This window comes from Thiothrix subterranea (assembly GCF_016772315.1).
In the GTDB taxonomy this organism is placed as follows: domain Bacteria; phylum Pseudomonadota; class Gammaproteobacteria; order Thiotrichales; family Thiotrichaceae; genus Thiothrix; species Thiothrix subterranea.
Genome location: NZ_CP053482.1, coordinates 2,133,434 through 2,146,727, shown reverse-complemented (window position 1 = coordinate 2,146,727; position 13,294 = coordinate 2,133,434). Strand labels below are relative to the sequence as shown.

Annotated in this window: 16 protein-coding genes; 4 read left to right on the top strand and 12 right to left on the bottom strand. The window is 49.7% G+C overall.

The window, feature by feature from the left end; all coding sequences use genetic code 11:
• Window positions 1-47 precede the first annotated feature (47 nt).
• Complete coding sequence (locus tag HMY34_RS10560; RefSeq protein WP_228287823.1) at window positions 48-1,736, top strand: response regulator; 1,689 nt, start codon at window positions 48-50, stop codon at window positions 1,734-1,736.
• Window positions 1,737-1,739: 3 nt separating this feature from the next.
• On the opposite strand, the gene HMY34_RS10555 is transcribed toward HMY34_RS10560, so the two are convergent.
• The 3 genes from HMY34_RS10555 to HMY34_RS10545 all read right to left on the bottom strand — a co-directional run bounded on the left by HMY34_RS10555 (window position 1,740) and on the right by HMY34_RS10545 (window position 4,226).
• On the bottom strand, window positions 1,740-2,321 hold the full coding sequence (locus HMY34_RS10555; RefSeq protein ID WP_202715457.1) for a DUF3501 family protein: 582 nt from the start codon (window positions 2,319-2,321) through the stop codon (window positions 1,740-1,742).
• A gap of 11 nt (window positions 2,322-2,332) precedes the next feature.
• Window positions 2,333-3,676 (bottom strand): (Fe-S)-binding protein, encoded by a 1,344-nt coding sequence (locus tag HMY34_RS10550; protein WP_202715456.1) that lies wholly within the window; start codon window positions 3,674-3,676, stop codon window positions 2,333-2,335.
• A gap of 130 nt (window positions 3,677-3,806) precedes the next feature.
• Entirely contained in the window at window positions 3,807-4,226 is a 420-nt protein-coding gene (locus HMY34_RS10545; protein WP_202715455.1) for a rubrerythrin family protein, read from the bottom strand.
• 140 nt (window positions 4,227-4,366) lie between these two features.
• Between HMY34_RS10545 and HMY34_RS10540 the strand changes: the two genes are divergently transcribed.
• Window positions 4,367-5,593, top strand: coding sequence for a DUF3530 family protein (locus HMY34_RS10540; RefSeq protein ID WP_202715454.1), 1,227 nt, complete (start codon window positions 4,367-4,369; stop codon window positions 5,591-5,593).
• A 58-nt stretch (window positions 5,594-5,651) separates the two neighbouring features.
• On the opposite strand, the gene HMY34_RS10535 is transcribed toward HMY34_RS10540, so the two are convergent.
• The 3 genes from HMY34_RS10535 to HMY34_RS10525 all read right to left on the bottom strand — a co-directional run bounded on the left by HMY34_RS10535 (window position 5,652) and on the right by HMY34_RS10525 (window position 7,891).
• Window positions 5,652-6,242, bottom strand: a complete 591-nt coding sequence (locus HMY34_RS10535; RefSeq protein WP_202715453.1) for a C40 family peptidase — start codon at window positions 6,240-6,242, stop codon at window positions 5,652-5,654.
• A 295-nt stretch (window positions 6,243-6,537) separates the two neighbouring features.
• The gene (speD, locus tag HMY34_RS10530; protein WP_202715452.1) at window positions 6,538-7,356 is read right to left on the bottom strand and encodes an adenosylmethionine decarboxylase; all 819 of its coding nucleotides are present in this window, start codon (window positions 7,354-7,356) and stop codon (window positions 6,538-6,540) included.
• A 115-nt stretch (window positions 7,357-7,471) separates the two neighbouring features.
• Window positions 7,472-7,891: an OsmC family protein gene (locus HMY34_RS10525; protein WP_202715451.1), complete on the bottom strand. Its 420-nt coding sequence runs from the start codon at window positions 7,889-7,891 to the stop codon at window positions 7,472-7,474.
• 125 nt (window positions 7,892-8,016) lie between these two features.
• Here HMY34_RS10525 and HMY34_RS10520 point away from each other — a divergent pair, with 125 nt between their 5' ends.
• Window positions 8,017-8,262 (top strand): HP1242/YdcH family protein, encoded by a 246-nt coding sequence (locus HMY34_RS10520; RefSeq protein WP_202715450.1) that lies wholly within the window; start codon window positions 8,017-8,019, stop codon window positions 8,260-8,262.
• A 10-nt stretch (window positions 8,263-8,272) separates the two neighbouring features.
• On the opposite strand, the gene gshB is transcribed toward HMY34_RS10520, so the two are convergent.
• From gshB to HMY34_RS10490, 6 genes are all read right to left on the bottom strand, one after another.
• On the bottom strand, window positions 8,273-9,232 hold the full coding sequence (gene gshB / locus HMY34_RS10515) for a glutathione synthase (RefSeq protein ID WP_202715449.1): 960 nt from the start codon (window positions 9,230-9,232) through the stop codon (window positions 8,273-8,275).
• Window positions 9,233-9,268: 36 nt separating this feature from the next.
• Window positions 9,269-10,276: an NAD(P)H-dependent glycerol-3-phosphate dehydrogenase gene (locus tag HMY34_RS10510; RefSeq protein ID WP_202715448.1), complete on the bottom strand. Its 1,008-nt coding sequence runs from the start codon at window positions 10,274-10,276 to the stop codon at window positions 9,269-9,271.
• Window positions 10,273-10,728 (bottom strand): protein-export chaperone SecB, encoded by a 456-nt coding sequence (gene secB / locus HMY34_RS10505; protein ID WP_202715447.1) that lies wholly within the window; start codon window positions 10,726-10,728, stop codon window positions 10,273-10,275. The genes HMY34_RS10510 and secB overlap by 4 nt, the downstream gene beginning before the upstream one ends.
• 20 nt (window positions 10,729-10,748) lie before the next feature.
• Complete coding sequence (gene grxC, locus HMY34_RS10500) at window positions 10,749-11,012, bottom strand: glutaredoxin 3 (protein ID WP_202715446.1); 264 nt, start codon at window positions 11,010-11,012, stop codon at window positions 10,749-10,751.
• Complete coding sequence (locus tag HMY34_RS10495) at window positions 11,009-11,434, bottom strand: rhodanese-like domain-containing protein (RefSeq protein WP_202715445.1); 426 nt, start codon at window positions 11,432-11,434, stop codon at window positions 11,009-11,011. Before HMY34_RS10495 ends, grxC begins: the two co-directional genes overlap by 4 nt.
• A 99-nt stretch (window positions 11,435-11,533) precedes the next feature.
• On the bottom strand, window positions 11,534-11,878 hold the full coding sequence (locus HMY34_RS10490) for an ArsR/SmtB family transcription factor (RefSeq protein ID WP_093065357.1): 345 nt from the start codon (window positions 11,876-11,878) through the stop codon (window positions 11,534-11,536).
• Window positions 11,879-12,023: 145 nt separating this feature from the next.
• Between HMY34_RS10490 and HMY34_RS10485 the strand changes: the two genes are divergently transcribed.
• Window positions 12,024-13,265, top strand: a complete 1,242-nt coding sequence (locus HMY34_RS10485) for a murein hydrolase activator EnvC family protein (RefSeq protein WP_202715444.1) — start codon at window positions 12,024-12,026, stop codon at window positions 13,263-13,265.
• Window positions 13,266-13,294 lie beyond the last annotated feature (29 nt).

The following is a 13,294-nucleotide window of genomic DNA, read 5'->3' as shown; positions in this document are numbered from 1 at the left end:
AGGTGACTTAAAACCCTAATTTCTGAATTTGGCAATGCACTAGCTATTTGTCACTGGTCGCGCATATCCTCGCCATGGCGATGGTTACACACCTTTCCAACCCAGTATTTGAGGGCATTAAATTCCTGCACGACACTGGCTCGCATTTTTTCATCACACCCCTGTACCTTGCCAGTATGTCCGCTTGCCTATTCACCCAACAATTGCTGCAAACCAAACAACACACACCGCGCCATCACCGGCTGTTAAGCGGGATTATCTTGACGTGTTTGCCGTTGATCCTAGTCACTGGCTGGATTCCTAGCGGCACACTGATTGCCAATAGCATGGCATTTATTGCCACGCTGGCACTGTTCAGCACCAGTATCGCCGCCTTACGTACCGGCAACCGCATTGCACGTTACTTTTTTGGTATTTTCTTCCTCGTGCTATTTTTGGTCTCACCCAGTGGATTAGTACTGATTTTCAATGTGACACACTGGAATGTACAAGCGTTTTACGTCACTGCGATGCCAATAGGACACCTGATTTTTTTGCTGTTGCTATCCGTTGTCCAAATGGAAAAAGTCAGGTTATTGCGTGAAGCCATGCAGCATACCGCCGCCGCGAATCAAGCCAAAAGCAGTTTTCTGGCAACCATTAACCATGAATTGCGCACCCCGCTCAACGCCATCACCAGCTTAGGCACGCTGTTACGCCTCACCGCGCTCACCCCCAAGCAAGCGGAATACGTCACGCAACTGGAGCAAACCTCCCAACACATGTCGCGCTTAATGGGCAATGTGTTAGACATCGCCAAAATTGAAAGCAATAGTCTGGAACTACAGCAAGAACCCTTTCAACTGAGCATTGTGATGCGTCAAGTGCATGATTTAACGCTTAATCAGGCACAGAAAAAAGGCTTGTCGTTGGTATTTGTCGGGCATAATGCCATCACGGAAACGTTACTGGGCGACCGCTTACGCTTAACGCAAATCCTGACCAATTTATTGCAAAATGCACTGCGTTACACACTCGAAGGCTCTATTACTTGCACGGTGCAACGTCATGCGACACCCAAACCCCAGCAATTGCGCCTGTCTTTTTCAGTGCGTGATACTGGGATTGGCATTGCCGCTGAAAAATTATCGACGATTTTTGATGAATTTACCCAAGCCAAACCCACCTCCAACCTTTCACAGGACGGCATCGGCTTAGGGCTGGCAATTAGCAGCCGCCTTGTCACCTGTTTGGGCGGAACATTAGCGGTTGAAAGCACCGTGGGTCAAGGCAGCCATTTTTTCTTCACATTGCCGTTTTACATCGCCCATACCGAAGCCTCAGCAGCGCATCAACCCCTGTGCCAACTGCCGCAGGGCATCCGCATTTTATTGGTCGATGACGAATTTATGAACCGTTTGCTGGGTTATGAGCTATTGAGTGCTCAGGGCGGCAAAGTGGAAGTCGCCGCAGACGGGCAAAGTGCATTGCTGTACTTGCAACAGCACGCATTTGATGTGGTATTACTCGATATTAACCTGCCCGACATGAACGGCTTTGACGTGTTGCAATGGATACGCCAACATTCCCCCAACCCCAACATTCCCGTCATTGCCTTGACCGCGCACACGAGTGCTGAAGTTAGGCAACAATGCCTAGCGGCGGGGATGAACAGCTTTTTACACAAACCGTCGGACTGGCAACGGTTGTGTCAAATCATCCTCAAGGTGGTTAACCGTGAGGATGATGCTGGTTAAGGTTTAACCCAAATCTGCTGCGAGTGACGCACGCGACGCTTCAGCCAAAGTCACGCTATACGCATAATTCGGGTGCTCAATCCCTATCTGAATCGCTGCACCTTCCTTCACCGAAGCCACCATAATCGGGGTCAACTCAAAGCGCGTAAAATGCACTGCCGAGGTTTTCTCCTCGGTTTCGCGCTCCAAATCCTCATTGGCAATCGCGTAAACCTTGTCGAAACCCGCCACCTGCACCCACGTATGCCGTTCGATTCCAATCAGCCGCCCCAGTTGCACCTTGCGCTCTTCCACATCGGAAAACTCCACCATGAAAGTCGCTTTCCAATTCGAGCCATTGGGAATCAACGGGTTATACGATTCCAGCTCCTCATTAATGCCAGCGGACTCGAAAATTTTCTCGATCCGCAGCATTTCCTGAATCTGGTATTGCATGGTCAGGCGGTCTTCAAAATACAGCGTCGCATTCGGGCCAATGTGTATTTTGCGGTCAGCTTTGTGCGCCATCACCTTCTCGCGGAAGGCTTTGCGCTCGATTGAATACTGTTCCAGACTCAGCAAGTCTGTACGGGTCAACTTTTCCATCATCACTCTCCTTACAAACCGTAAGCAATGCGTAACATGGTCAGCGGGTGGGTTGGCGGAGGCATACCCTCTTCCAACCCACTCTCGATTTGATGCCCTGCCATCGGGCAATCGCTACCGTAATAATCCGGCTTAGCCTGATTCACCTTACCGAACAGCGGACGGCAAATTTTTATGGAAATATCGTGAAATTCGCTTTTCACCGCATACGTACCGTCATGCCCGGAACAGCGTTCCAGCAATTCCAACTTGGTATCCGGCACGAGTTCCAGCAATTCGCGGGTTTTGTAGCCGATGTTTTGCACCCGCAAATGGCAAGCCGTGTGGTAACTGACTTTACCCAATGGCTTTTTGAAATCGGTATTCAACTTGCCTTCCTTGTGACGCAGCATCAGGTACTCGAACGGGTCGAAAATACGCCCTTTCACCGTTTGCACATCCGCATCATCGGGGAACATCAGCGGCAATTCCTGCTTGAACATCAACACACACGATGGCACGGGGCCGACAATATCCCAGCCTTCGTTGATGAGTTTCATCATCGCTGGAATATTGGCTTCTTTCGCCGCCGCTACTGATTCCAGATCACCCAGTTCCAGCTTCGGCATTCCACAGCATTGTTCTTTATCCAGCAACGTCACTGGAATACCGTTGATTTCAAACACCTTACGCAAATCATCGACGATGTGCGGCTCGTTGTAATTGCCGTAGCAAGTTGCAAAAATCGCCACTTTGCCGGTAGTACGCCCTGCCGCCACAGCCTTGGATTCATCTAAATTTTTGTAACGTGCTACACGGTCACGCCCTTTATCGCTGTGATACGACGGGATTTTCGCATTCGGATGCACACCCAGCACTTTATCCAGTTGTTTGCGGAATGCGGGGCTTTGATTCATTTTATTGACCACACCCGCAACCACCGGAATGCCCGCCAGCTTGCCGACCATATCAGTGGAACTCAGCACTTTATCGCGGAATTTGGTTTCACCCTTCTTAAACTTCACCGCTTTGGCACGCAGCATCAGGTGCGGGAAGTCGATATTCCACTCATGCGGCGGAATATAGGGGCATTTGGTCATGTAACACAGGTCGCACAGATAGCAATGATCCACGACCTTCCAATAATCTTTTTTATCAACGCCATCCACTTCCATTGTGGAGGACTCATCCACCAAATCGAATAAGGTGGGGAAGGAATTGCACAGGCTGACGCAACGGCGGCAACCGTGACAAAGATCGAAAACGCGCTCCATTTCGTGCAGGACAGCATCTTCGTTATAAAATTCGGGGTTTTTCCAGTCCAGCGCGTGACGGGTGGGGGCTTGTAGGCTGCCTTCGCGGGTCGGGGTTGCCATGATTGTTGTTCTCCGGTGAAGAACCCCTCACCCCCAGCCCCTCTCCCTCAAGGGGCGAGGGGAGCAAGAAAGATGCTCTCTTAGCCCCTCTCCCCTTGAGGGAGAGGGTTAGGGTGAGGGGTAATCTTAATTAAGCGTCCAGATTATCCAGTGCTTTCTGGAAACGGTTAGCGTGGGAACGCTCCGCTTTTGCCAGTGTCTCGAACCAATCCGCGATTTCGTCGAAACCTTCTTCACGTGCGTCTTTTGCCATACCAGGGTACATGTCAGTGTACTCGTGGGTTTCGCCAGCGATAGAAGCTTTCAGGTTAGCAGCCGTCGGGCCGATGGGCAGACCTGTTGCTGGGTCGCCAGAGGCTTCCAAGTATTCCAAGTGACCGTGCGCGTGACCGGTTTCACCTTCCGCAGTGGAGCGGAATACAGTCGCAACGTCGTTGTAGCCTTCCACGTCGGCTTTGGCTGCGAAGTACAAATAACGGCGGTTGGCCTGTGATTCACCAGCAAAGGCATCTTTCAGATGCTGTTCTGTCTTACTTCCCTTCAGTTCCATAGTGGACTCCTCGGTTGCATGGTTGATTAAACTTCTTGGAGCATTATACTCTAAGTGAAATTACCACCCACTTCCAATCGTATATTTTGAATGTTTCATTCGATTTAACCAAACACGAACCCGTCGAGGAGATGAGGAACATGAAAGTTGCCGCAGCCGTTTACACGCTTGCCTCCGTTGTGGTGTTGGCCTTAATGGTCATGCGCCCTGCTGTGAATATTGCCAGCCCTGCTCCAGAAGCAGCCAACACCCCAACACCTGAAGCGGTGGCAAGCGAAACCATGCCAGTGACCATGCCAAGTGTTGCGCCTACTGCGGATGCGGCATTGCCCGGTGCACAGCCAGCACCTGCGATAGCACCTGTGCCAATGGCTGAACCTGCACCAGCGGCTGTAGCCCCTGTGCCACTGGCGCAACCCGCCCCGGCAGTTGTAGCGCCTGCACCACTGACTGAACCCCTACCAGCAGTTGTAGCGCCTGCACCACTGGCGCAACCGGTCGCACCGCCAATGATGCCGCCGCCACCGCAGGCTGTTCCAATGCCTGCCGCTCCCCCGGCGCCTGTTCCCACCCCTTCCGAGCCAAATGCCTTGGAAGAAAAAAAAAATGATGTAACCCCACCGGCTGCAACCAAACCGGCACCGGATGCTAACGCCACCCCTGATTACGCCCGCGAGCAACGCCTTGCGAGCGAAATCAGCGACACGATCATGGAAGGCGAAGTCATTAGCCTGAATGACGGCGCGCAAAATTTCATGGGTATTCTTACATCAGCGGAACAGCCGCGTGGGGCGGTTATTATTTTGCACGGGCGCGGCTATCACCCTGACTGGGAAGATGTTGCGCACCCTTTACGGGTAGGTTTGGTGGCAAAAGGCTGGACAACCCTGTCCTTGCAAATGCCGGTTCTGGAAAAAGAAGCCAAGTATTATGATTACGTGCCACTGTTTGCCAATGCAGACAAACGCATTAACGCCGGTGTCGCTTTTTTGAAACAACAGGGCATTACCAAAATTGTGCTGGCTGCTCACAGTTGTGGCGCACACATGGCGATGAATTGGGTAGACACGACGGGCGGGCGTGACCTTGCTGCTTACGTGGGGCTAGGCATGGGGGCGACCGATTATGAACAGGAACTGCTACACCCTTTCCCGCTGGATAAATTATCTGTACCGGTACTGGACATATACGGTGAAAAAGACTTTCCGCAAGTACTCAGCCTTGCCCCAGAACGTCAGGCCCTGATGCAGAAAGCAGGCAATACCCATTCCAAACAAATGGTGTTACCCGATGCTGATCATTATTACAAAGACAAGGGTGATGCGCTCACAGCCGTGGTCGCTAACTGGCTCAACAGCTTGCCGTAATGACACCCACTCAAATGAAAAAGGCCGCAGTTAATGGCGGCCTTTTTGGAGGAACACGTTAGGAATAAGCAGGTTTGCAAGCACCCGGAACACGTCCGAAGCCCACCAGCTTATTAGCCCAATAGCCTTGCAGCTTGTCGGTGGTGATGGCTTTACCGGTACGCGGTGCATGGACAAACTTATCATCCCCCAAATAAATACCGACATGACTGATGCGCTTACCACTGGTTTTGAAGAAAACCAAGTCGCCTTTGCTGGCTTCATGCTTCGCAATTTTGACCGATGATGCGTATTGATCGGCAGCGGTACGTGGCAGGGAAACCCCAGCGCCTTGCTCAAATGCAAACTGCGTCAAACCACTGCAATCAAAACCCGTTTTAGGGCTTTCGCCGCCGTAGCGATACATCTTGCCTTTTTGCTTTTCAGCGTTCCAGACTACCCGATCCAACAAAGTGGTATCACGTGAGGCTTGAACAGGTATTCTGGTCACACTTGCCGAAGTATTTTCAGAATGGGCAAATTGCGCGGTGTATACCTTGGCTTGTTCTGCTTCCGCAGTTTTAACAGTTTCAGAATTACAGCCAGCCAGTAACAACGCCACTGCCCCCAGACTCAACAGGGTCAATGACTTTACACTAACACTACTCATAATCTCTTGTATAACCTTTCTTGCGTTCTTTCGTATAGAACAATAATTTTTTGTGGCGTTTTCACACACTATAAAACCCCACGAAGTGAACGTTAGCAGAGTCTATACACCAGAGACAACCATGGTGAGCAATATTAGCTCATATCTACTATTGAATGTTTCAATTGTTCGGAACTTGCCAATATGTTGCTGAATTACAACATATTGGCCTCAAATGATAATAAAAATCAACTAATCATCAAGCGAATCAGCGGTCATTACTAACACGTTTGCGACGCAATTTCTGTGATAGCAATCACAAACTGCCGGTGTTTCTGCCGTAGAAAATCTCTTTCATTTCCTTGCGTAATTGCGTTTCAATCTGCTTGATGTCTTTTTCAAAATAATCATTTTTACCCAAACCAAACAAGTAGTTATCCAGATCAAATTCTTTCAACATCATTTTGGTATGAAAGATATTCTCTTGATAAACATTAACGTCTAGCATGGAATAATTACGTTTTGTTTCGGGTGACAAGAAGTTTTGGATAGAGTTGATCTTATGGTCGATGAAGTGCTTTTTACCCTTCACATCACGGGTAAAACCACGCACCCGATAGTCCATAATGACAATATCGGACTCTAAACTGTGTATTAAGTAATTCAATGCTTTCAACGGCGAGATGCGCCCACAGGTGGATACATCAATGTCCGCACGGAACGTACTGATGCCATTATCGGGGTGACTTTCCGGGTAAGTGTGTACCGTCAAATGGCTTTTATCCAAATGTGCCACCACGTCTTCCGGGTAAGGGCCGGGGCGAGCGGAAGCGGACGCGGTGATCTTTTCTTCCGACAACACAGGCTCTTCCGAGACCAGAATGGTGACGCTTGCGCCTTGTGGATCATAATCTTGGCGTGCCACGTTCAAAATATTAGCGCCGATAATGTCTGCCACATCCGTAAGGATTTTGGTCAAACGGTCAGCATTGTATTCTTCATCAATGTACGCGAGGTATTCTTCACGGTGAGCCGGACTCCTTGCGTAGCAGATGTCGTAAATGTTAAAACTTAAGGTTTTAGTCAGGTTATTAAACCCGTGCAGGCGAATCTGCTTTTGATGACGCTCAACCAATTCTGATCATCCTCTTTATCAGGCGTAGCATAAAAAAATCAGCCAGTTGACCGACAACTGGCATGGGAGTGAACTATGCAAAACTATGCCCCCGCGTGCAAGTGAAATAAATGCTTCACAATGCCTCAAGGACTTCAAAATCGTGGGTAATCTCAGCGGTTTTACCCAGCATAATGGATGCGGAGCAATATTTTTCAGCCGATAATTTCACCGCACGCTCAACTTTATCAGCAGCAAGGTTGCGTCCGCTGACCACAAAATGCAGGTGGATACGGGTGAAAACTTTGGGATCTTTGTCGGCACGTTCGGCTTCCATCAGCACTTCACAATCCACCACCTGCTGTTTGGATTTTTGCAGAATCAGCACCACGTCGAAAGACGAACAACCGCCCAAGCCCAGCAATAGCATTTCCATCGGGCGCATTCCGAGGTTACGCCCACCGAATTCGGGCGCACCGTCCATCACCACTGAATGCCCACTGCCGGACTCGCCAACGAAACTCATATTATCCAACCATTTGACTCTGGCTTTCACGCTTGACTCCTGTTACTAAATAATACGGATGCTAACACAGCGAGGAACTTGATTTAACTCACGCCACACCCGCACACACTGTGGTAGCCTGAACTGGCACGTTAATAAATAAAGGAAGGTAACGAATGTTTGGAGAATCTCATAACCTCGCAACGGAATTCCCTGAGTACAAAGAGCAAATTCACCAGCTAAAAATGGAAGATCGCCATTTTGCTCGCCTGTTCGACGAGTATCACGAGGTCGATGACCAACTACACCGCATTGAACAAGGGATCGAAGTTCATGCGGATGAATTTGTCGAAACCCTGAAACTGCGGCGCTTGCATCTCAAAGACGAGCTATTCGATATGCTGAAAAAAGTATCCGATTGATCTAAAACGGCTACGCCAGCCTGCACTCAACCGCATCCCATAGCAGGCTGGCAATATTAGCCGCATAAATCGTATCCAATTCGCGAATGCAGGTCGGGCTAGTGACATTAATCTCAGTCACGTAATCGCCGATCACATCCAGCCCTACAAACAGCAAACCCATCTCCCGCAATACCGGCGCAATACCGGCGCAAATCGTAAATTCGCGTTCCGTCAAATCCACACCCACGCCCGTACCGCCCGCCGCCAAATTCGCCCGCCCCTCGCCTTCCGCCGGAATTCGTGCCAGTGCATGAGGGAACGGCTCACCGTCGATCAGCAAAATGCGCTTATCGCCCTGTTTGTATTCCGGCAAAAAGCGCTGTGCCATCACCGTGCGCGTGCCGTGCGCGGTAATCGCTTCCAGAATCACATTGCTGTTCGGATCGCCTTGCTTAATCTGGAAAATCATTGAACCGCCCATGCCATCCAAGGGTTTCACCACAATGTGTTGCTGTTGCGCCAAAAATTCGCGGATACGTGCCATATCGCGGGTCACGCGAGTCGGTGGGCAATAGTCAGGAAACCACGCGGCAAACAATTTTTCATTGGCACTGCGAATACTTTCTGGGCGATTCACCACCAGCGTGCCGCGTTTTTGCACCAATTCCAGCAAATACGTGCTGTAAATGTATTCCATGTCAAACGGCGGATCTTTGCGCATTAACACCACCGGCAATTCATGCAGCGGTTTTACCAGCGCTTCACCGAACGTAAACCAAGCACTGGGATCGTCTTTAACCGTCACCGGGTTCATTTTGGCAAACACCACACCATCATCCATAAACAAGTCGCCTTGCAGAATATGGAATAAAGGGCAACCTCGGCGCTGGGCTTCCAGCATCATCGCGAAGGTACTGTCTTTTTTAATGGTAATGCTGCTGATCGGATCCATCACGATGCCGATAGCGTAGGCGGGAATGGTGTTCATGGGCGAACTCCCAATAAATAAACGTAAATTAAACGCTCAGAATTCCGCTTTCAAATCACGCGAAAGCAGTTCGTTGACCGCCTGTTTGGGCGGTAAATGTTCGTAAAGAATGCGGTAAACTTGCTGGCAAATCGGCATTTCCACCCCGGCACGTTCGGCTAATTTACCAATGGAAAGCGCTGATTTCGCCCCTTCTACCGCCTGACCGATTTCCGCAAGCGCCGCATCCCGGCTTTTGCCTTGACCGAGTGCCAAGCCTAAGCGCCGGTTGCGCGATTGGTTATCGGTGCAAGTCAGCACCAAATCGCCGACACCAGCTAAGCCCATCAAGGTTTCAGGTTGTGCGCCGAGCTTTGCGCCCAAACGCATGATTTCCGCCAAGCCGCGTGTGACAATCGCCACCCGCGCATTCGCACCGAAACCCAAACCGTCGGAAATGCCTGCCGCAATTGCCAAGACATTTTTTACCGCCCCGCCCAATTCCACGCCTAACACATCGTTACTGATGTAAGCGCGGTAATTCGCTGCACTAAACGCCGCAGCAACGGCTTGTGCTAAAGCAGGCTGGTTGGCTGCCACGGTCATAGCTGTGGGCAGACCACGTGCCACTTCAGCCGCAAAGGTGGGGCCAGACACCACACCATAAGCGCGACATTGCGGCAATTCCTCTTCCAATACCTGATGCAGCAACTTGCCGGTTTCCAGCTCCAACCCTTTGGTCGCCCACAGAACCGCATCAGCAGCGTTCAATAAGGGAGCCAATTTCCGCAACATTTCACGGAAAACATGGCTTGGAACGACGACCAAATGGTAATCCGCAAACGCTGCCACCGTTGGCAAATCAGCGGAACACTGGAGTTTGTCAGGAAAAGCAATACCCGGCAGGTAATGCGCGTTTTCACGTTGCCGATTCAAATTGGCAACGTGCTCAGGGTTAATATCCCACAACAACACATCCAGCCCATTACGCGCCAATTGCAACGCTAACGCGGTTCCCCACGAGCCTGCGCCGTAAACCGCGATGGACTGGATGCGTTCACTCATGCCGCGCCAGCTTTCGCTTGCTCTTCCTGCAAACGGCGAGCGTACAAGGCATCAAAATTGATCGGGGATAAGTGCAGTTCTGGGAAGCTGCCTTTAGAAACCATCCCCGCAATCACTTCCCGCGCATACGGGAACAGAATGTTAGGACAATAAGCCGCCAGTAAATGATTCAGTTGCTCTTGCGCGTAACCTTGGATAAAGAACACCCCAGCCTGTTTGACTTCCACCAAAAAGGCGGTTTTGTCATCACTTTTGACGGTAATGGTAATGAACAACTCCACTTCGTAATTATCATTAGCCAAGGTATTAACCTTGGTATTCAAGTCCAGATTGGTGTTGGGATTCCACTCTTGGGTGAAAATAGCCGGTGAGTTGGGCGCTTCAAACGAAACATCCTTGATATAAATACGCTGAATAATAAATTGTTGTTCTTGTGGTTGAGCGTCGCTCATAGCATACCCCTCTAATGGATTTAAGGTTCAAACAGCAAGGCATCAAGCTTGCCAGCACGGTCTAACGCCGCCATGTCATCATAGCCACCGATGGATAAATCACCGATGAATATTTGTGGCACCGTGTCACGTTGACTGAGACGTTCCATCTCTGCCCACAGCGTTGCATCGCTGCCGACACTGATTTCTTCGTACTGAATGCCCTTGCGTTTGAGCAACATCCGCGCGCGTAAACAATAGGGGCAAAATAGCGTGGCGTACATGCGTACCGGGCGTTGGTTCATCGTTTAGTAACCGGAAGATTGGCGGACTCCCATGCCATGATGCCACCCGCCAGATTACTGACGTTCGCAAAACCTTCTTTGGTCATGACACTGCAAGCGTGCGCAGAACGGCTACCGCTGCGACAATACACCAAAACAGGTTTATTTTTAGCCTGTTCCAGCTCAACCAAGCGTTTTTTCAATTGCCCCAGTGGAATGTGTTTCGCACCTTTGATTTTTCCGGCGTTTACTTCGCCATCTTCGCGGACGTCAATGACCACTGAACCATCCTGATTCAGGATTTGCACCGCCTGAGTCGTGTTAACTTGTTTGTATTTACGAGTGAGGCGACTGAACTCTGTCCAGACGATCATGCCAATGATAGCAACCAATCCCATCAGCAATACGGGGTGATTACGGGCGAAAACAATATATTCTTCCACATTAGACCCTTCAGCAACGAACAGTGGCTAAAGATATACATCACCAAGAACCAGGTAAACCCCTAAACACAGATTTTTTGGTAATAGGCAGGTAGATATTCAGTGTGGGGCACTGCAAAAAACTTCCTGCATCATGCTGATCAAGCGCAGTGTGCGATAATCACCCACCCGATAATAAACACGATTAGCATCTTTACGTGAAGCAAGAATTCCTTTATCACGCAAAATAGCGAGATGCTGGGAAATATTGCTTTGTGATGTGCCGACATTATCCACAATATCTTGCACGCTGACTTCTTTATCCCCCAGTACGCACAAAATTTTCAGACGCAAGGGATGCGAAATCGCTTTTAATGAACGGGAAGCACGGTCAATGTCTTCTTCCTTGACCAACATATCTTCAATCGTGAAGTCACACTTACTGCCGAGAGCAATGCTACCCATAGATTTCCTCATCGAAAATGGTATTTTTAAGTAACTAAGTATATTAGTATAGACAAATACAATAATATACCCTATTACATTCCGTGTCATCCATTTCTTATGGTAGACTCCTTATTACTATAGGCATTCAGAACCCTGACAAACGGTGAAATCTTACTTACCTCTACTCGCTTTATTGCTACTTTCGTGGAGTGGCATAAGTATTGCTGACACCCAAAAACAGCAGCAGCTACAACGTGATATTCGCCAACTCTCCAATAGTCTGCAAACGCAGAAAGGCGAATCCCGCGAATTGCAGGGCGAAGTGACGCAGCTTGAAAAAAAACTGGGCGACATTTCTGACAAGTATTATCAAACTGAAAAAAAGATCGAAGCCGCCCTCGTCAAATTAGAAGAATCTGTCCGCAAACAACAGAAATTGGATGCGGAGCTTGCCGCCCAGAAAAACGGGCTGGCTCAACAATTACAAGCCCTGTATACCGCTGGGGAACAATCGCATTTGCGCCTATTGTTGCGTCAAGACGAGCCGTCTGACATCAGCCGTACCATCCGTTACTTTGAATACTTGAACGACAACCGGGTTGCACGGATTCAAGGCATCCAAAAAATCCTAAAAGAAAGTGATGCAGTACGTACCACGATTGAGAAAGACAACACCGAGCTTCAGCAACTCAACAAAACCCTGCTACAACAAAAAGTGGATATTGAAAGCACGCTCAAAGCGCGTTCAGTTGCACTGGGTACGATCAAAAGCGATATTCGCGCCTCTGAAAAAAAGCTGGGCAAACTCAAAACCGAAGAAGCCGGTCTACAAAGCGTCGTTGACCGTTTAGCTGCACGCAAAGCCGAAGCCGACCAAAAGGCACAGGAAACCCCATCCGCCAAAGCCGAAGCGCCTCAAGAAAAAACCACTACCAAAAAAACGACCGCCACCAATGAGAAAAAAGCACAGCCAGTAAACAGTGCGCCAACCAGCAGCCGCAGTACTTCCGGCAAAGCATTCTCCAGTTTGCGGGGGCAATTGCCATGGCCGGTTAATGGGCGCATCATCCACAGCTACGGTTCGGCACGTAATGAGAAACAACGCTGGCGTGGTGTAGTACTAGCCGCTCCCGGTGGCAGCAAAGTTAAAGCGATTGCCAAAGGTCGGGTGGCTTTTTCCGGCTGGATGGATGGTTACGGACACTTAATTATCATCGAACACGACAATAATTACATGAGCCTTTACGGGTACAACCGAGCAGTATACAAAAAGGAAGGGGCGACGGTTAACGCCAATGAAACCATTGCTGCTGTCGGCAATTCCAGTGGACAAAGCCAAGATGCCCTGTATTTTGAAATCAGGAGCGGCACTACCCCACAAAATCCGGCGCGTTGGTGTCGCTGACACGTGTATTGAGCACTTCACCTCCACAC